Origin of the sequence: Pseudomonas sp. zbq_18, assembly GCF_043102245.1 — a bacterium.
Classification (GTDB): domain Bacteria; phylum Pseudomonadota; class Gammaproteobacteria; order Pseudomonadales; family Pseudomonadaceae; genus Aquipseudomonas.
The window spans coordinates 57338-75063 of the sequence record NZ_JBICIT010000013.1; the positions used below are offsets into that span (position 1 = coordinate 57338).

Annotated in this window: 13 protein-coding genes, 2 tRNA genes, 2 pseudogenes and 1 riboswitch; of the genes and pseudogenes, 4 read left to right on the forward strand and 13 right to left on the reverse strand. The window is 65.4% G+C overall.

Features of this window, described 5'->3' with window-relative positions; genetic code table 11:
• Positions 1 to 14: 14 nt before the first annotated feature.
• From ACF8C6_RS09855 to ACF8C6_RS09900, 10 genes are all read right to left on the reverse strand, one after another.
• Positions 15 to 785 (reverse strand): sulfite exporter TauE/SafE family protein, encoded by a 771-nt coding sequence (locus ACF8C6_RS09855; RefSeq protein WP_392499106.1) that lies wholly within the window; start codon positions 783 to 785, stop codon positions 15 to 17.
• A 55-nt stretch (positions 786 to 840) separates the two neighbouring features.
• The gene (locus tag ACF8C6_RS09860; protein WP_392499107.1) at positions 841 to 1548 is read right to left on the reverse strand and encodes a membrane integrity-associated transporter subunit PqiC; all 708 of its coding nucleotides are present in this window, start codon (positions 1546 to 1548) and stop codon (positions 841 to 843) included.
• A 424-nt stretch (positions 1549 to 1972) separates the two neighbouring features.
• Positions 1973 to 4234 (reverse strand): DNA topoisomerase IV subunit A, encoded by a 2262-nt coding sequence (gene parC, locus ACF8C6_RS09865; RefSeq protein WP_392499109.1) that lies wholly within the window; start codon positions 4232 to 4234, stop codon positions 1973 to 1975.
• Positions 4235 to 4244: 10 nt separating this feature from the next.
• Positions 4245 to 4766: a TIGR02281 family clan AA aspartic protease gene (locus ACF8C6_RS09870; protein ID WP_392499111.1), complete on the reverse strand. Its 522-nt coding sequence runs from the start codon at positions 4764 to 4766 to the stop codon at positions 4245 to 4247.
• The gene (locus ACF8C6_RS09875) at positions 4763 to 5755 is read right to left on the reverse strand and encodes an esterase-like activity of phytase family protein (RefSeq protein ID WP_392499112.1); all 993 of its coding nucleotides are present in this window, start codon (positions 5753 to 5755) and stop codon (positions 4763 to 4765) included. Before ACF8C6_RS09875 ends, ACF8C6_RS09870 begins: the two co-directional genes overlap by 4 nt.
• Positions 5752 to 7650: a DNA topoisomerase IV subunit B gene (gene parE, locus ACF8C6_RS09880; protein WP_392499113.1), complete on the reverse strand. Its 1899-nt coding sequence runs from the start codon at positions 7648 to 7650 to the stop codon at positions 5752 to 5754. The genes ACF8C6_RS09875 and parE overlap by 4 nt, the downstream gene beginning before the upstream one ends.
• A gap of 18 nt (positions 7651 to 7668) precedes the next feature.
• Entirely contained in the window at positions 7669 to 8277 is a 609-nt protein-coding gene (locus ACF8C6_RS09885; RefSeq protein ID WP_392499114.1) for a YqiA/YcfP family alpha/beta fold hydrolase, read from the reverse strand.
• Between the two features lie 62 nt (positions 8278 to 8339).
• Entirely contained in the window at positions 8340 to 9155 is an 816-nt protein-coding gene (gene cpdA / locus ACF8C6_RS09890) for a 3',5'-cyclic-AMP phosphodiesterase (protein ID WP_392499115.1), read from the reverse strand.
• Between the two features lie 96 nt (positions 9156 to 9251).
• Entirely contained in the window at positions 9252 to 9704 is a 453-nt protein-coding gene (locus ACF8C6_RS09895; RefSeq protein WP_392499116.1) for a DUF1249 domain-containing protein, read from the reverse strand.
• Positions 9695 to 10294 carry an NUDIX domain-containing protein gene (locus ACF8C6_RS09900; RefSeq protein ID WP_392499117.1) on the reverse strand — a complete coding sequence of 200 codons (600 nt, stop codon included), beginning with the start codon at positions 10292 to 10294 and terminating at the stop codon, positions 9695 to 9697. Before ACF8C6_RS09900 ends, ACF8C6_RS09895 begins: the two co-directional genes overlap by 10 nt.
• 294 nt (positions 10295 to 10588) lie before the next feature.
• On the opposite strand from ACF8C6_RS09900, the gene ACF8C6_RS09905 reads away from it, so the two are divergent.
• Positions 10589 to 11335: a DUF3298 domain-containing protein gene (locus ACF8C6_RS09905; RefSeq protein ID WP_392499119.1), complete on the forward strand. Its 747-nt coding sequence runs from the start codon at positions 10589 to 10591 to the stop codon at positions 11333 to 11335.
• Positions 11336 to 11408: 73 nt separating this feature from the next.
• Here the strand turns inward: ACF8C6_RS09905 and thiC are convergent, their stop codons facing one another.
• The gene (gene thiC, locus ACF8C6_RS09910) at positions 11409 to 13295 is read right to left on the reverse strand and encodes a phosphomethylpyrimidine synthase ThiC (RefSeq protein ID WP_392499120.1); all 1887 of its coding nucleotides are present in this window, start codon (positions 13293 to 13295) and stop codon (positions 11409 to 11411) included.
• 85 nt (positions 13296 to 13380) lie between these two features.
• Positions 13381 to 13487, reverse strand: a riboswitch (TPP riboswitch).
• Between the two features lie 223 nt (positions 13488 to 13710).
• Between thiC and ACF8C6_RS09915 the strand changes: the two genes are divergently transcribed.
• The 3 genes and pseudogenes from ACF8C6_RS09915 to ACF8C6_RS09925 all read left to right on the forward strand — a co-directional run.
• Positions 13711 to 15156 carry a TolC family outer membrane protein gene (locus ACF8C6_RS09915; RefSeq protein WP_392499121.1) on the forward strand — a complete coding sequence of 482 codons (1446 nt, stop codon included), beginning with the start codon at positions 13711 to 13713 and terminating at the stop codon, positions 15154 to 15156.
• Positions 15157 to 16121: 965 nt separating this feature from the next.
• Positions 16122 to 16382: pseudogene (locus tag ACF8C6_RS09920) on the forward strand (HAMP domain-containing protein); the annotation flags it as partial.
• Positions 16383 to 16730: 348 nt separating this feature from the next.
• Positions 16731 to 17240: pseudogene (locus ACF8C6_RS09925) on the forward strand (methyl-accepting chemotaxis protein); the annotation flags it as partial.
• Positions 17241 to 17335: 95 nt separating this feature from the next.
• Here ACF8C6_RS09925 and ACF8C6_RS09930 read toward each other — a convergent pair.
• Both ACF8C6_RS09930 and ACF8C6_RS09935 read right to left on the reverse strand, forming a co-directional pair.
• A tRNA-Leu gene (locus ACF8C6_RS09930) sits at positions 17336 to 17422 on the reverse strand.
• A 107-nt stretch (positions 17423 to 17529) separates the two neighbouring features.
• A tRNA-Leu gene (locus ACF8C6_RS09935) sits at positions 17530 to 17616 on the reverse strand.
• Between the last annotated feature and the right edge of the window lie 110 nt (positions 17617 to 17726).

The following is a 17726-nucleotide window of genomic DNA, read 5'->3' on the forward strand; positions in this document are numbered from 1 at the left end:
CCCGGTGGGGCAAATCAGGCGGCGAAGTAGGTGGCGTGGAAGTAGTACAGCGTCATGCCGCTGCCGACCAGCAGTACCAGGGCGCGCAGTAGGCGCGGTGGCAAGTGCTCGCCAAGGGCGCCGCCGGCATAGCCGCCCGCGGTGGCGCCGGCCAGTAGCACCAGCAACTCGGCCCAGCTGACGCGTCCGGCGAGGATGAAGGTCAGGCTGGCGACGCTGTAGATCACTGCGGAAATCAGGTTTTTCAGGGCATTGGCGCGAGCCAGTGGATGGCCCTCGATGGAGAAGGCGGCCAGTTGCAGGATGCCCATGCCGGCGCCGAAATAGCCGCCGTAGATGGATACGCCGGCATGCGCCGCCAGCGACAGCGGCGTGTGCGGCGGTTGCGCGGCCTCGTGGCGACGGGCGGCCAGGGCGCGGGCGAGCCAGGGGCTGGCGGCGAATAGCGCGGTAGCGGCCAGCAGCAGCCAGGGAATCAGCACGCGGAACACCGTGTCGCCGCCGATCAGCAACAGCAGACCACCGCCCAGGCCACCAAGCAGCCCCGCCAGCAGCAGTGGCAACAGGTAGCGCCCGAGTGGGCGCAGTGAGCCGCGCGCAGCCCAGGCCGCGGCGACGCTGGCCGGCCACAGGGCCACGGCATTGGTGGCGTTGGCGGTGACTGGCGGCAGGCCGGTGGCCAGCAGCGCCGGGAAGGAGAAGAAGGTGCCGCCGCCGGCCAGGGCATTCATACCGCCCGCCGCGCAGCCGGCCAGGGCCAGTAGGAGAATATCGATCAGGGTCATGGGGGCGGCAGCTTAGTCGTCTGCGCGGAAGCTGACCAGACGACCAAGGTCTGGGTCAGAAACGCAGTACGTCGCCGTTGCTGCGGGTCGGCCCGATGATCGGGAATTGCGGCTGCGGCGTTTGCGGCTTGGCCGGGCGCTGTGGTGCGGGGGCAGGCTTGCTCGCTTCGGCCGCCGGCTGGTTGCGCAGTGGCTCGATGGCCTTGGCCAGGTCGGCCACCAGCTGACGCAGCAGGCGGCTCTGCGCCTGCACCTGATCGGCCGGGGTGCCGCTGTGGCTTTCTTCCAGGCGCAGCAGGCGGCTGTCGCGCAGGTTGCCGGCTTTGTCCAGCAGGCGCCACTGGGCTTCCAGAATGGCCGGTTGGGCCGGGCCGGAATCCAGGCGGATGATGCTCAGCAGTACCTGAACTTCGGGCTTGAACTCGCCCGTGGCGGGGGCCAGGACGGTACGCTGGCTGTCCAGGCGCCAGGCCAGCTGGCGCAGCAGCAGCTGGTCGATGTCGGCGGCCAGGCTGCCGGCCCAGCGGGCGTTTTCGGCGGCCAGCAGGCTGCCGTCGAGCTGGCGCTGCAGGAGGGCTTCGCGTTGCAGGTAGTCGGCGATGGAGACCGGGCCGAGCAGGACGGCCAGGCCCTGTTCCTGGGTGGGCACGCCGACGTTGGCGTTATCCAGCTGATAGAGCGGTACAGGCTGGTGCGCCGTACAGCCGACCAGGCCGATCATGCCGGTCAGCAGCAGTACGAAAGCGAGGCGCAGAGGTTTCATCTGTTTACCCTGGGCCGAAGTGAGCGGCCGAAGAACGAGTGCGGGGCGGCCGCGTATCATCCGCCAAACCGCGTCGAGACTCCAGCCCGAAGCGCTCGCTGTAGCGCTTTGGGAGCTCTGGGCTGCACGTGTGGGAGCGGCTTCAGCCGCGATTGGGCAACGGCAAAGCATCGCGACTGAAGTCGCTCCCACGATGATTGTTTGTGCATGCAGGTGTTGTGGGTATGCCCCAAACCAAAGCGCGTAGGATTGCTCGGGCCGCGCAGGTTGAGCGCAGCGAATCCCGACAGACTAGCGCCCAGTCAACTCCGCTGTTGGGCTTCGGCGCGTTGCGCCTCAACCCAACCTACGGGCGATGCGCTTGCCTGCATTGATCAAAACAAAAGAGGCGCAATCTGCGCCTCTTTTGGGTTTCCGCTTGCCGTCAGCTTGCGGCTGGCTCGACCAGCAGCGCGTCGACCCGTTGGAAGCCGCGCGGCAGCTTGTTGCCACGCCGCCCGCGCTCACCCTTGTAGTGCTCCAGGTCGTCGGCCTTGAGCGTGAGCGTGCGTTTGCCGGCCTGCAGCACCAGGGCGGCGCCTGATGGCAGTACGGCCAGGTCGGTGAGGTATTCCTCGCGGCTGGCCACGCGCTCGCCGGGGATGCCGATGATCTTGTTGCCCTTGCCTTTGCCCAGCTGCGGCAGGTCGCGCACCGGAAACAGCAGCAGGCGGCCTTCGGTGGTCACTGCCGCCAGCCAGTTGTCGTCCAGACTGGACACCGGTTTGGGCGGCACCACCAGCGAGCCGTTGGGCAGGGTCAGCAGGGCCTTGCCGGCCTTGTTCTTGGCCTGCAGGTCCTCGCCCTTGACCACGAAGCCGTAGCCGGCATCCGAGGCGATCACGTACAGGGCGCTGTCGTCCGGCAGCAGCACGCAGTCGAAGGTCACGCCCGGCGGCGGGGTCAGGCGGCCGGTCAGCGGCTCGCCCTGGCCTCGCGCCGAAGGCAGAGAGTGGGCGGCCAGCGAGTAACTGCGCCCGGTGGAGTCGATAAACACCGCGTACTGGTTGGAGCGGCCGGGCGCAGCGGCCTTGAAGCCGTCGCCGGCTTTATAGGAAAGCCCCGTCGCGTCGATATCGTGGCCCTTGGCGCAGCGCACCCAGCCTTTCTCCGAGAGCACCACGGTGACCGGTTCGGTCGGCATCAGCTCGGTTTCCGACAGGGCGCGGGCTTCGGCGCGCTCGATGATCGGCGAGCGACGGTCGTCGCCGTATTTCTCGGCGTCGGCGAGAATTTCGCTGCGCACCAGTTTCTTCAGCTTGGTGTCGCTGCCGAGCAGGGCCAGCAGCTTGTCGCGTTCCTTGGCCAGCTCGTCCTGCTCGCCACGGATCTTCATCTCCTCCAGGCGCGCCAGCTGACGCAGGCGGGTGTCGAGGATGTAGTCGGCCTGGATCTCGGTGAGGCCGAAGGTGGCCATCAGCACCGGCTTGGGCTGATCCTCGGTGCGGATGATGCGGATCACTTCGTCGATATTGAGGAAGGCGATGAGCAAACCTTCCAACAGGTGCAGGCGCTTCTCCACCTTGTCCAGGCGGAACTGCAGGCGGCGGCGCACGGTACCGACGCGGTACTGCAGCCACTCGCTGAGCAGGGTGCGCAGGTCCTTGACCGCCGGCTTGCCGTCGAGGCCGATGACGTTGGTGTTGACCCGGTAGCTCGACTCCAGATCGGTGGTGGCGAACAGGTGGGTCATCAGCTCGTCGGCGTCAACGCGGTTGGAGCGCGGGATGATGACGATGCGGCAGGGGTTCTCGTGGTCCGACTCGTCGCGCAGGTCGGCGACCATCGGCAGCTTCTTGGCCTGCATCTGCGCGGCGATCTGTTCCAGCACCTTGGAGCCGGAGACCTGGTGCGGCAGGGCGGTGACCACGATGTCGCCGTCCTCGACGCGATACACGGCGCGCATGCGCACCGAGCCGCGGCCGCTCTGGTAGATCTTCAGCAGGTCGGCGCGCGGGGTGATGATTTCCGCCTCGGTGGGGAAGTCCGGGCCCTGCACGTGTTCCATCAGTTGCTCGACGCTGGCGCTCGGCTCGTCGAGCAGGCGCACGCAGGCGGTCGCCACTTCGCGCAGGTTGTGCGGCGGCACGTCGGTGGCCATGCCCACGGCGATGCCGGTGGTGCCATTCAACAAGAGGTTGGGCAGCCGTGCCGGCAGGGTCGCCGGCTCGTCCATGGTGCCGTCGAAGTTCGGCACCCAGTCCACGGTGCCCTGGCCCAGTTCGGCCAGCAGCACCTCGGAGTAGCGCGACAGGCGTGCCTCGGTGTAACGCATGGCGGCGAAGGACTTGGGATCGTCCGGCGCACCCCAGTTGCCCTGGCCGTCGACCAGGGTGTAGCGGTAGCTGAACGGCTGGGCCATCAGCACCATGGCCTCGTAGCAGGCGCTGTCGCCGTGCGGATGGTACTTGCCGAGCACGTCACCGACGGTACGTGCCGACTTCTTGTGCTTGGCGTCGGCGTCCAGACCCAGTTCGCTCATGGCGTAGACGATGCGGCGCTGTACCGGCTTGAGGCCGTCGCCGATATGCGGCAGGGCGCGGTCCATGATCACGTACATGGAGTAGTTCAGGTACGCCTGCTCGGTAAAGTCGGCCAGGGACCGGCGTTCGACGCCTTCCAGGCTCAGGTCGAGGGTGTCGCTCATGCGTGCCTCATTAGCGGGTTGATTGGCGCAGCACCAGGGTGCCGCCCTTCTGGGTGAATTCGAGTTGTTTGAGGGCGCTCATGCCGAGCAGCACCTGTTCGCCGTCCATGCCGGGGGTGATCAGCGCGGCGACATTGTGCAGCCGGATATCGCCCAGCTGCAGCAGACCCAGGCGCGTGCGCCAGCCGGTGACGGTGCCGTTGGCGGTGCGAATCTGCACCGGCGCGCCGCGCTCAAGGCTGAGGCGCTCGGCGACTTTCAGCGGCACGGCGACGGCGGTGGCGCCGGTGTCGAGGAGGAAGGTCAGGGTGGTGCCGTCGATCTGCCCGTCCAGCAGGTAGTGACCGCCAGGGCCGGCGGCCAGACGCACTTCGATGAAATCCGTGCCGTGCACCGACTGGGGATTGCGGTTGGGGTTGGCGCGTTCGTCTTCCCAGTCGCCGAACCAGTGGGTGGCCAGGGCCAGGGCAGCGACCCAGGCCAGGATCAGCATGATGCGGGCGGCGCGCTGGCCGGCGACCGGTTCGCTCATTTCGCGCTCCAGCCGCCCTGCGGTGCCTTGAGTTGCCAGATCAGTGGGCGCTGTTCGCCATCGGCGCGGGCCAGGTCGTTGTTGTCCAGGCCCACCCAGGCGCTGTTCTTGTCCAGCCACAGCGCTTCGGCGGTGCCGTAGGGTTCAGGATGAACGCGACTCTCATCCTGGGCAATGGTGCTGAACGACCAGCATTTTTCCTCCGCGCCAGTGTTTGGATGACGCCGGCAGATGCGGTGCTCCAGGCGCTCCAGGCTGAACAGCTTGCCGCCGTGCAGCGCCAGGTCACCGAAGCTGCGCGGGTAGCGCTTGTCGCTGTCAGGTGTCAGCGGCGAGCGGCGTAGGCCGGCCTCGGACATCAGCACGCAGCCCCCGGTGCAGCGCCAGCGTCCTTTTTCCCAGTGCATGACCAGCAGGCCGCGGCGCTCACGTTCGGCAGCCAGCCACAGGCGAGCGCCGTTCGGCTCGATGACCAGGCCTTCGAGCAGGGCGTTGTGGTGCAGCAGCATGCCACTGGCACGGGCCTGGCGGATCAGGCTGTCCGGCAGTTTCAGCCACTCGGCCAGGCCACTGGGGCCGATCTGCAGCAGCGCGGTATGCGCCTCGCTGAGCAGGTAGCGATTGCCCTTGTCGTCGCAGCTGACGCTCTCGAAATCCAGCTCGCCGCCACGCACCTGGTTGGCGACCCAGGTGCGCATGCGCAGGCCCCAGGGCAGCGCGCTGGGTGGCACCGGCGGGGCGACAAAGGTTTCCGGCTCGGCCTGCCAGGCCGTATCGCCGGGCTGCAGGACATACAGACGGTCGTCCTCGCGGTCGGACACGGCCAGCCATTGCTCGCCGCAGCGAGTCAGACCGGACAGATTGCCGCCGCGCATGCCGTCCACCGGGTGCTCGGCCAGCAGCTCCAGCTGTGCGAGTTCGACGGGTTTTTCGGCCGCGACAGTCGTACCAGCGAGCAGCAGGCCGGCCAGGGCGAGGCTCAGCCTCACGCCAGCACCTCGGCCAGGTTGCCCTTGGTTTCCAGCCAGCTCTTGCGATCGCCGGCGCGTTTCTTGGCCAGCAGCATGTCCATCACCTCGCGGGTGCCCTCGAAGTCTTCCAGGGTCAGCTGCACCAGACGGCGGGTGTTGGGGTCCATGGTGGTTTCGCGCAGTTGCGGCGGGTTCATCTCGCCCAGGCCCTTGAAGCGGGTGACCTGCGGCTTGCCGCGTTTTTTCTCGGCCACCAGGCGGTCGAGGATGCCGTCGCGCTCGGCCTCGTCGAGGGCGTAGTAGATCTCCTTGCCCAGGTCGATGCGGTACAGCGGCGGCATGGCCACGTAGACGTGGCCGGCGTCCACCAGCGGGCGGAAGTGGCGCACGAACAATGCACAGAGCAAGGTGGCGATATGCAGGCCGTCGGAGTCGGCGTCGGCGAGGATGCAGATCTTGCCGTAGCGCAGCTGGGAGAGGTCGCTGGAGCCGGGATCGAGGCCGATGGCCACGGCGATGTCGTGCACTTCCTGACTGGCCAGCACTTCGCCGCCGTCCACTTCCCAGGTGTTCAGGATCTTGCCGCGCAGCGGCATGATGGCCTGGAATTCCTTGTCGCGGGCCTGCTTGGCGGAGCCGCCAGCGGAGTCACCCTCGACCAGGAACAGCTCGGCGCGCATCGGCTCCTGGCCGGCGCAGTCGGCCAGCTTGCCCGGCAGTGCCGGGCCCTGGGTGATCTTCTTGCGCTCGACCTTCTTGCCGGCCTTGAGGCGGCGGCCGGCGTTGCTGATGGCCTGTTCGGCGAGCTGCTGGCCCAGCTCCGGATGGGCGTTGAGCCACAGGCTGAAGGCGTCTTTCACCACGCCGGAGACGAAGGCCGAAGCCTCGCGGGACGACAGGCGTTCCTTGGTCTGGCCGGAGAACTGCGCCTCCTGCATCTTCATCGACAGGACGAAGGCGATGCGTTCCCAGACGTCTTCCGGGGCGAGCTTCACGCCGCGCGGCAGCAGGTTGCGGAATTCGCAGAACTCGCGCATGGCGTCCAGCAGGCCCTGGCGCAGGCCGTTGACGTGGGTGCCGCCCTGGGCGGTGGGAATCAGGTTGACGTAGCTTTCCTGCAGGCTCTCGCCGCCTTCCGGCAGCCACAGCAGGGCCCAGTCCACGGCTTCCTTGTTGCCGGCCAGCGAGCCGCAGAACGGCTCATCGGGCAGGCGTGCGTATTCGCTCACGGCGTCGGTGAGGTAGGAGCGCAGGCCGTCCTCGAAGTACCAGCGGGTGGTCTCGTTGTTGCTCTTGTCGGTGAAGGTGACTTCCAGGCCGGGGCAGAGCACCGCCTTGGCCTTCAACACGTGCTTGAGGCGGCTGATGGAGAACTTCGGCGAGTCGAAGTACTGCGCATCGGGCCAGAAGCGCACGCTGGTGCCGGTGTTGCGTTTGCCGACGGTGCCGACCACTTCCAGGTCGGTGGCCTTGAAGCCGTCGGCGAAGGTCATGCGGTATTCGCTGCCGTCGCGCTTGACCTTGACCTCGACCTGGTTGGACAGCGCGTTGACCACCGAAATACCCACGCCGTGCAGGCCGCCGGAGAACTGGTAGTTCTTGTTGCTGAACTTGCCGCCGGCGTGCAGTTTGGTGAGGATCAGCTCGACGCCGGGGATGCCTTCTTCGGGGTGGATGTCGACCGGCATGCCGCGGCCGTCGTCGATCACTTCCAGCGAATTGTCGTCATGCAGGATGACCTGGATGACCTTGGCGTGGCCGGCCAGGGCTTCGTCGACGCTGTTGTCGATGACTTCCTGGGCCAGGTGGTTGGGCCGCGCGGTGTCGGTGTACATGCCCGGGCGCTTGCGCACCGGGTCAAGACCGGAGAGGACTTCGATGGCATCGGCGTTGTAGGCGTTCTGCTGGGCCATAAGCGGTTCAGGTCTTCTTCAAAGGGTGGAAAAGTCGAAATCGGCCCAGAGCGTCGGGGCGAAGCCGGCCAGCTCGAGGATTTCCGGGATGCGTTGGGCGAAACCCTGGTAGCTGTGGTCGCCACCTGCCTGGATATCCAGCAGGCAGCCCTGGTAGAAGGCTTCGGCCTGGCGATAGTCGAGGGTCTCGTCGGCGGTCTGCAGCCATACGCGGTAGCGTACGGCATCGCGCGGCTCGGCTACTTCCTGCTCATGCAGGGCGGCCACATGGTCGTGGGTCAGCAGCCAGGATTCGCCGGTGTAGTGGTTGGTCTGCTCCAGTTCCTGGCCGCCGAACAGCCGGTGGGGGCGTACCGCCGGATTGATCAGGACGGCATCCAGGCCATGCTGCTCGGCCAGCACGGTGGCGTAGTAGCCGCCCAGCGAGCTGCCGACCAGCAGGGGGCGGCCCAGTTCGCCGATGGCTGCCTGCAGCTGGCTCAGGGCCTGGCGCGGATGATGATGCAGGGCCGGCACGCGCACCTGTTGGGCGATGCCGCAGTGTTCGGCGACTTTCAGCAGCTGGCTGGCCTTGGTCGAGGCCGGCGAGCTGTTGAGGCCGTGAATATAGAGGATGCTGGGAGTCATGGAGCGGGAGGCTACAAGCTAGGCGGCGCTAGCCGCAAGCATTGACACGCGGACGTGCGGGCTTAGTAGCCCTTGACGCTGTAGTCCACCTCGAAGTCGATGCCGGTGACCCGCGACACACCGGTCTCCAGTTGCCCGTCGGCGTGCAGACGCAGCCAGCGATAGCCGGGCGCCGTAGTGTCGACCTGGAACTCCTCGCTGCCCGGGGCGAACTGTACGCAGGTGGACGGCGAGGCGAGCAGGCGCACGCCATTGCGCTGCTGGTCGAACTCCTGGTGGATGTGCCCCCAGAGCAGCGCCTTGACCTGCGGATGGCGATCCAGCACGGCGAACAGGGCATCCGCATTGCGCAGGCCGATGGGTTCCATCCAGGCACAGCCGATGGACACCGGGTGGTGATGAAAGCAAATCAGGTGATGGCGCTGTGGCGCTTCGCTCAGGGCCTGTTCCAGCAGCTCCAGCTGATCATCGGCCAGGTAGCCGGGCACGGCGCCGGGAATGGAGGAGTCGAGCAGAATAATGCGCCAGTGGCCCAGATCCACCACGGACTGCAGCAGGTCGCTGTTGGCGCAGGCGCTGCGCATGATCGGTACTTCGTCATGGTTGCCGGGCAGCCAGCGTGCCGCGTTGCCGAGGTCGGTGGTGAGGTGATGGAAGCGCTGATAGGAGGCCAGGCTGCCATCCTGGGACAGGTCGCCAGTGGCGAGAATCAGGTCGATGTCGGGTTGTTCGGCCTGAACCTTTTCGATCACCTTTTCCAGGCTGTCGCGGGTATTCATACCCAGCAACTTGCCATCGTCCTCGGCAAAAAGGTGGCTGTCCGACAGCTGCACCAGCAGCATCGGGCGGTCAGAGGCAAGGGATGACGGGCGCGACAAGGGCCTACTCCTGAGCGATGTCCCAGGATTATGGTGGGTGAAACGTGATTCGGTAAACCCGACAAGCGCGAACAGGTCACATTTGTGTGGTTGCGATTACAGGACGGGTTCCAGCTCGTGACCGCAGGCGATGCAGTGACTCAGCCACTCGCCGAGAAACAGATTGAGCTGGCTCTTCTCGTCCGGCTGGTGCATGGCGGCGTTGGGGTAGGGGTAGATGCTGCGAAAGCGGCGGGCGTTTTCCGCGCCCGTCACCTCGGCCATGCGTGCGTCATGGTAGGCGCGCACTTCCAGGCGGGGCACCGGCAGCCAGCTCAGGCTGTGCTCCTGGCGTACTTCCAGGGTGGTGGTGTAAGGGCAGTTTTCGGTGATGCGCAGCGCCAGTACGCCCAGCAACTGGTCGCCCTGGCTCAGTGCCACGCGACGTTCGCCCTCGGCGGCGCGCATGTCCGGCAGCAGGCGCAACAGGCGCGCATAGTTGGCTTCGCAAGCGGCCTGCAGTTCGACCAGGTCGACCCGGTAGCGCTCGCGCAACAGGTTCATGACCACAACCCCCGCACTTCGGCGCGGTTCAGCGCCAGCCATTGCAGGGCGATGATGCTGGCGGCGTTGTTGATGCGCCCGTCCCGCACGGCCTGCAGGGCATCTTCCAGCGGCCAGACGTGCACGCGGATGTCTTCGCCTTCCTCGGCCAGGCCGTGAACGCCGCCGGCGCCTTCGCTGTCGCAGCGGCCGGCGTAGAGGTAGACGCGCTCGTCCGAGCCTCCGGGCGAGGGAAAGTAGGTGGTGATGGGCCATAGCGAGGTGAGCGTCAGATTGGCTTCTTCGACGGCTTCACGGCGGGCGACCTCTTCTGGTTCCTCATCCTTGTCGATCAGGCCGGCAACCAGCTCGATCAGCCAGGGGTTGGCGGATTTCTCCAGGGCGCCGACGCGGAACTGCTCGATCAGCACCACGTTGTCGCGTTGCGGGTCATAGGGCAGCACGCAGACGGCGTCGTGGCGTACAAACAGTTCGCGGCTGAGCTGCGGGCCCATGCCGCCGGCGAACTGGCGATGCCGCAGGTGCAAACGATCCAGGCGGTAGAAACCCTTGAAACAGGTCTCACGCTGAAGCACCTCGACGTCGTGTGTGGTCATGCATGTCCCCTCTGGTGCGGCATGGTGCGGCTGGCTGATGACGAATGTGCGCGCCGCACGGCGGCTTTGGCAAGTGTCTGGCGGCACGATGGTAGCCTCGCGGTGGGCCCCGGCTAAACAGTTTCGCCGGCAATTGCGACAAGAGGAACATGGAGGCGTTCAGTCGCTGTGGATTTTCTGCGGGCGCCGATCTGGGCTTGGATGGAAGCATGCCGCCAGCCACAATGGCGCCCGCGCCCGGAACAGATGCCGGCGCCTGCAGTCGAAACGCCCGTCGCCGCTCAAGGAATGTTCATGCGCTCCATCGCCGTTGCCAGCCTGCTATCTCTTTCTTTCCTGCTTGCGGGCTGCCAGTCGCTGCTTTCGGGCAGCGCCAGCCAGCCCTTGCCGACCACGCGCCAGGCCTGGGAGCATCGCCCCGCCGGGTGCCTGGAAAAGGATTGCCCGCTGGTCAATATCGACCTGCAACTGCTCGACGGCATGCCGGCGCTCAATGCCCGTATCGAGCGCGAGCTGCTCAAGCTGACCATCGAGCTTCCGGGCGACCCGCCGCCGCCGTCGCTGGCCATCCATGAGCGTGAGTTTCTGGCTGGCGGCAAGCCCGGCTGGATGAGCTATCTGCAGGCCAAGGTGCTGGAGCAGCACGGCCGGCTGGTGGTGATCGAGCTGTCCAGTTATCGCTTCAATGGTGGCAAGCGTGGTGTGCCAGGGCGTGCCTATCTGACCTACGACCGTGAGCTTGACCGGGTGGTCGGCCTGGACGACCTGCTGCTGCCGGGGTTGCAGGAGGCCTTTTGGGAGAAGGTGCGCCAGGCCCACCAGGAGTGGCTGAAGCAGAATGGCCTGGCCGATAACGCCGAATTTCAGGCGGTCTGGCCCTTCGTGCGTACCGCCAATGTGGCGCCACTGCGCAACGCGGTGATGCTCAAGTACGAGATCGAGCGTATCGCCCCCTACGAGAGCGGTCACCCGACCCTGTATATCCCCTACGGCCAGCTCCAGGGTGTTTTCAAACCCGCCTATTTTCCCGGCGGGCGCTAGGCCAGCTGAGTGACGTTCTCGGTGCAAACAAAAAGGCCCCGCGAGTAATGCGGGGCCCCAGTAGCAGCGCCGGTCAGACCTGCTTGTAGATCACCGAACCTTCGTCCTTGAAGCGCTCGGCCTGCTCGGCAAAGCCTGCCTCGATGGCCTTCTGCTCGTCGGTCAGGCCGTTCTCGGCGGCGTATTCGCGCACCTCCTGAGTGATCTTCATCGAGCAGAACTTCGGCCCGCACATGGAGCAGAAGTGGGCGACCTTGGCCGAGTCCTTGGGCAGGGTCTCGTCGTGGAAGCTGCGCGCGGTGTCCGGGTCGAGGCCGAGGTTGAACTGGTCTTCCCAGCGGAACTCGAAGCGCGCCTTGCTCAGGGCGTTGTCGCGGATCTGCGCGCCCGGGTGGCCCTTGGCCAGGTCGGCGGCGTGCGCGGCGATCTTGTAGGTGATGATGCCGGTCTTGACGTCATCCTTGTTCGGCAGACCCAGGTGCTCCTTGGGCGTCACGTAGCAGAGCATGGCGCAACCGAACCAGCCGATCATGGCGGCGCCGATACCGCTGGTGATGTGGTCGTAGCCCGGGGCGATGTCGGTGGTCAGCGGGCCGAGGGTGTAGAAGGGCGCCTCGTCGCAGCATTCCAGCTGCTTGTCCATGTTCTCCTTGATTAGCTGCATCGGCACATGGCCGGGGCCCTCGATCATGGTCTGTACGTCGTGCTTCCAGGCGATCTTGGTCAGCTCGCCGAGGGTTTCCAGCTCGCCGAACTGCGCGGCGTCGTTGGCGTCGGCAATCGAGCCCGGACGCAGGCCGTCGCCTAGCGAGAAGCTGACGTCGTAGGCCTTCATGATTTCGCAGATTTCCTCGAAGTGCGTATAGAGGAAATTCTCCTTGTGATGCGCCAGGCACCACTTGGCCATGATCGAGCCGCCGCGGCTGACGATGCCGGTGACGCGCTTGGCGGTCAGCGGCACATAGCGCAGCAGCACGCCGGCGTGGATGGTGAAGTAGTCCACGCCCTGTTCGGCCTGTTCGATCAGGGTGTCGCGGAACAGCTCCCAGGTCAGGTCCTCGGCGATGCCGCCGACCTTTTCCAGTGCCTGGTAGACCGGAACAGTGCCGATCGGCACCGGCGAGTTGCGGATGATCCACTCGCGGGTCTCGTGGATGTGCTTGCCGGTAGACAGGTCCATGACCGTGTCCGAACCCCAGCGGATGCCCCAGGTCAGCTTGGCCACTTCTTCCTCGATCGAAGAGCCCAGCGCCGAGTTGCCGATGTTGCCGTTGATCTTCACCAGGAAGTTGCGGCCGATGATCATCGGCTCCAGCTCCACGTGGTTGATGTTCGCCGGAATTATTGCCCTACCGCGGGCGATCTCGCTGCGCACGAACTCGGGGGTGATCTCTTTCGGGATCGAGGCGCCGAAGCTCTGCCCGGCATGCTGTTCCTTGAGCAGGCCAGCCTCGCGCGCCTCGGCCAGCTTCATGTTTTCGCGGATGGCGACATATTCCATCTCGGGGGTGATGATGCCCTGCTTGGCGTAATGCATCTGGCTGACGTTCTTGCCGGCGCGGGCCCTACGCGGGTTGCGCACATGGGCGAAGCGCATGGCGGCCAGCTCGGCGTCGTTCAGGCGGCGCTGGCCGAACTCGGAGGACAGGCCGGGCAGCTTCTCGGTGTCGCCACGGTCTTCGATCCAGGCGCTGCGCACGTCGGCCAGGCCTTTGCGCACGTCGATGTTGACGTTCGGGTCGGTGTAGGGGCCGGAGGTGTCGTAGACGGTGACCGGGGCGTTGATCTCGCCGCCGAAGGCGGTCGGGGTGACGTCCAGGCTGATCTCGCGCATCGGTACGCGGATGTCCGGGCGCGAACCCTGCACATAAACCTTCTGCGAACGGGGGAAAGGCTGGATCGACTGCTGGTCGACCTGGGCGGACTCGCTAAGGTTCTTCGCTTGTTGTTTGACGCTCATCGGCTCGGCTCCTCGGTGGGATGTCGGAGCGAACCTGAAGGCGGAAGGCGCACCACGGGTGGTGCCGAGAGGACTCGCCGAAAGCGGGCGAGGACATCTTGTTCCCTACGCAGGCCTTAACCTGATCAGGTTCAACGGGATCCGGAACTCTCCGATCTCAGCCCACGATTCTGGGCACCCCGACAAGAACTGGCGGCAGTCTAATCAAAAATTGTACACAACAGCAATTGCGGGCTCGTTTCTAGCGTGCCTTTCGTCGGCAGCTTCTGGGGGCTGGCCTATATAAAGCATTGGTATTGTTGCGGCTGGGCAACAAAGCTTGCCGTAAACCGGCCTGCCGTTGCGCTGCGCTCGCCTTGACCACCGCCAGCGGCAGCCTTAGCCTTGCCCGACTTCCCTGCATCTAGGACTGATCATGCTACGCAGACTCTCGCTGGCGCTCGCAGTAGCTGCTGCCACCTCCGCAATGGCCTGGGCCGAAGACGCTTCCCTGGCGACCAAGACCGACCTGGTCACTGTCTATAACGAAGCGGTGAAGAACAACGCCGACCTGGCTGCTGCCCGAGCCAACTACCAGGCCATCAGCGAGGTGGTGCCCCAGGCGCGTGCCGGTCTGCTGCCCAACCTGTCCGGCGGGGCCGATCTGACCGATACCAATACCCAGGTGGATACCCGTCTGGCCAATGATGTGGATGCCGACCGTAGCGGTCTTTCCTACCGTGCCAGCCTGGCCCAGCCGCTATTTCGCGCCGATCGCTGGTTCCAGTTCCAGGCGGCCAAGGCCACTGATCAGCAGGCCGCCCTGCAGCTTTCCGCCACCGAGCAGAACCTGATTCTGCAGAGTGCCGAAACCTACTTCGCCGTTCTGCGCGCCCAGGACACCCTGGCCTCGACCAAGGCCGAGGAAGCGGCGTTCAAGCGCCAGTTGGACCAGGCCAATGAGCGCTTCGATGTCGGTCTGTCGGACAAGACTGACGTGCTGGAGGCCCAGGCCGGCTTCGATACTGCCCGCGCCAACCGCATTCTCGCCCAGCGTGCCGTGGATGACGCCTTCCAGGCACTGGTGACTCTGACGACGCATGAGTACAGCTCGCTGGAAGGCGTGAAGCACAGTCTGCCGGTGTTGGTGCCGACCCCCAACGATGCCAAGGCCTGGGTCGATACCGCTGCCCAGCAGAACCTCAATCTCCAGGCCAGCAACTATGCAGTGGATGCGGCCGAAGAAACCCTGCGTCAGCGCAAGTCCGGCCATGCACCCACTCTGGATGCCGTTGCCCAGTACCAGAAAGGCGACAACGACGCGCTGGGCTTCAGCAACAGTGACCTGTCTTCGCCTTACAACGGCGATGCCGAACAGACCACCATTGGCCTGCAACTGAACATTCCGATCTACAGCGGCGGCCTGACCAGCTCGCAGGTGCGCGAAGCCTACCAGCGCCTGAGCCAGACCGAGCAGGAGCGTGAGAGCCTGCGCCGCAAGGTTGTGGAAAACACCCGCAACCTGCACCGCGCGGTGAATACCGACGTGGAAACCGTGCAGGCGCGCAAGCAGTCGATCATTTCCAACCAGAGCGCCCTGGAAGCCACCGAGATCGGCTACCAGGTCGGTACCCGTAACATCGTCGACGTGCTCGATGCCCAGCGCCAGCTGTACAGCTCGGTACGCAACTACAACGATGCCCGCTACGACTACATCCTCAACAACCTGCGTCTGAAGCAGGCGGCGGGCACCCTGGCGCCCTCTGATCTGGAAGCGCTGTCCGGTTTCCTCAAGCCTGACTACGACCCGGACAAGGACTTCCTGCCGCCGGACCTGGCCAAGGCTGCCGAGGCGCAGTTGCGCGGCAATCCGCAATACTGATTCACGTCGGTTCTTCGACACAGCCCCGCCTTCGAGCGGGGCTTTGTTTTTATACTGGCATCTGGCCTGTACCTTGCTTTATTACAGCTTTTTAAGAGGCGGCCGATGCAACTGGCATCAAGGTCGTCTGACCGGAAGGAGTTCCCGCAGTGTCCGTTCTGTTTTCGCTGTTGCGCAGCCGTCTGCTGCGTCCGGTATTCATTGCTCTGGGCCTGGCGATGCTGGCTCAGGTAGGGGTGGCCGTCTGGTTGACCCGTGCCACGGTCGACGAACTGGTCAACGATCTCACTCGGCGTCTGAGTGGCGAAAGTCAGCGCCTGGCCGACGAGCTCGGCAGTGCGGAAGAGGAAATGCGCACGGGGCTGGCGGCGCTCTCCAGCAATACCCGCGAGCGCCTCGGCGATGGCCTGAGCAGTCAGCTGAAGAGCGAGCAGGTGCAGCTGCGCAAAGTGCTGGAGGAAAACCTCAAGCAGTCGGGCAGCTCCATCGCGCAGATGCTTGCCGGGGTGGCGCCCAAGGCCATCTGGGATAACGACGCCCCCGCGCTAACGGCGCTGACCCGTATCGTTCAGCGTGATCCGGCGGTGCTGTTCGCGGTGTTCTATGACGCCGAGGGCAAGCGCCTGACGCGCAATTTCGATCGCAGCAATCCGCGGGTGCGTGAGCTGATCGCGGCAGGCCAGGGCAAGACCGGGCTGGACAAGCTGGTGGATGGCGCCTCGCGCGATCCCAAGGTGTATATGATCGAGGTTGAGATCAATCCCATGGGGTCGCCCATCGGCAAGGTGCAGTTGGGCATGTCGCTGGACGCCATCGAGCAGGAGCTGGCAGCGCTGGACACTCGTTTCGCCGGCCTGGTCGGCAATGCCGGTCGGCTGGTCGATCAGAGCCTTTCCGGGGCGGCTCAGGAAAGTACCCAGGCCCTGCAGCAGCGCCTGCAGGCAGCCGAACAGGCCACTGAGGAAATGGCGCGCAACGGCAGCGAAACCGTGCAGCAGGCCGCTAGCGATCTGCGCTGGCGCATCGCCAGTGGCTTGCTGGTGGTGGGCTTGTTGACGCTGGCTGCTGTGGCGCTGGTGCTGGGGTGGCGGGTGCTGAGTCGTCTGCAGTTGCTGATTGCCGCGCTCAAGGATCTGGCGGCGGGCGAGGGTGACCTGACGCGGCGCGTGCAGTTGGACAGTCGCGACGAAGTCGGCGAAATGGCCACGGCGGTCAATCAGTTCATCGCCAAGCTGCAGCCGATCGTGCGTGAGGCGGGTGAAGTGGCGCAGCGCACTGGCGAGGAGATTCGCAGTCTGGCTCAACGCAGCGCCGCGGCCGAAGCGGCGGCCGAGCGGCAGCGCGACGAGGTGGCTGGCAGCCTGCAGGCGCTGGAAGAGATGGCGGCGGCGGCGCAGACCGAAAGTCAGGCCATGCACGATGCCCAGCAGCGCGTCACGGCGATTCGCCAGGCGGCTCACGAGAATGCGGCCATTGCAGCCAAGGTTGGCGGTCTGATCGAGGCGCTGGTGGCGCGGGTAGAGAACGGCTCGGCGGTGATCGAGAAACTGGCCCAGCAGAGCGAGCAGATCGAGGTGGTGCTCACCGTGATCCAGTCCATTGCCGAGCAGACCAATCTGCTGGCGCTCAACGCGGCCATCGAAGCGGCGCGGGCAGGGGAGAGTGGGCGTGGCTTCGCGGTGGTGGCCGACGAGGTGCGCGCCCTGGCCAGCAAGACCCAGCAATCCACTGGCGATATCCAGGCGCACATCACGGCCTTGCAGCAGGGCGCGCGCGAAGCAGTAGCCGTGATTGGCCAGGCTGGCGGGCAAGCGGCGGAAGGTCTGCAGGCCCTGCGTGACAGTGCGCGCCTGCAGCAGTCGGTGCAGGCGTCGGTAGACGAGGTGCATGATGCCATCGATGCGGCGACCCGTTCCGCTGCGCATCAGGCCGACGGTGCCAGCGCGGTGCGCGGCCGCGTCGAAGTGATCCACAGCGAGGCGCAGCGGGCGGCTCAGGCGGTGAGCGAGACGGCGGCGAGCGGACGTGTGGTTGATGCTCTCGTGGCCCAACTCAAGGCCAGTTTCGCCCAGTTCAAGGTCTGATAGGCCGCTACGGCAGCGGAGTGCTCCGCTGCCGTAGGGTTTTCGTCGGTCAGAAACGAAAAAACCGAGCCTAAGCTCGGTTTTTTCTTGAAGAGTGGTGCCCAGGAGAAGACTCGAACTTCCACGGTGTTGCCACCGCTAGGACCTGAACCTAGTGCGTCTACCAATTCCGCCACCTGGGCACATTGCGACGATTGCTCGCCGACTTTTGCAGCATTCATCGCTTTTGGCGGTACGGAAGCTGCTCCGTTAAAAGCGAAGCCGAGCAAGCTGCTCGGCTTCTGAAGAGTGGTGCCCAGGAGAAGACTCGAACTTCCACGGTGTTGCCACCGCTAGGACCTGAACCTAGTGCGTCTACCAATTCCGCCACCTGGGCACGGGAAACTATGATTACTCAGTCGCTTCCGTGTTACAACGTCTCAGCAACGTTGTGGGCGCGAACTATACGGACGCGGTTTTTGCTTGTAAACCCCTGACGCTGAAAAA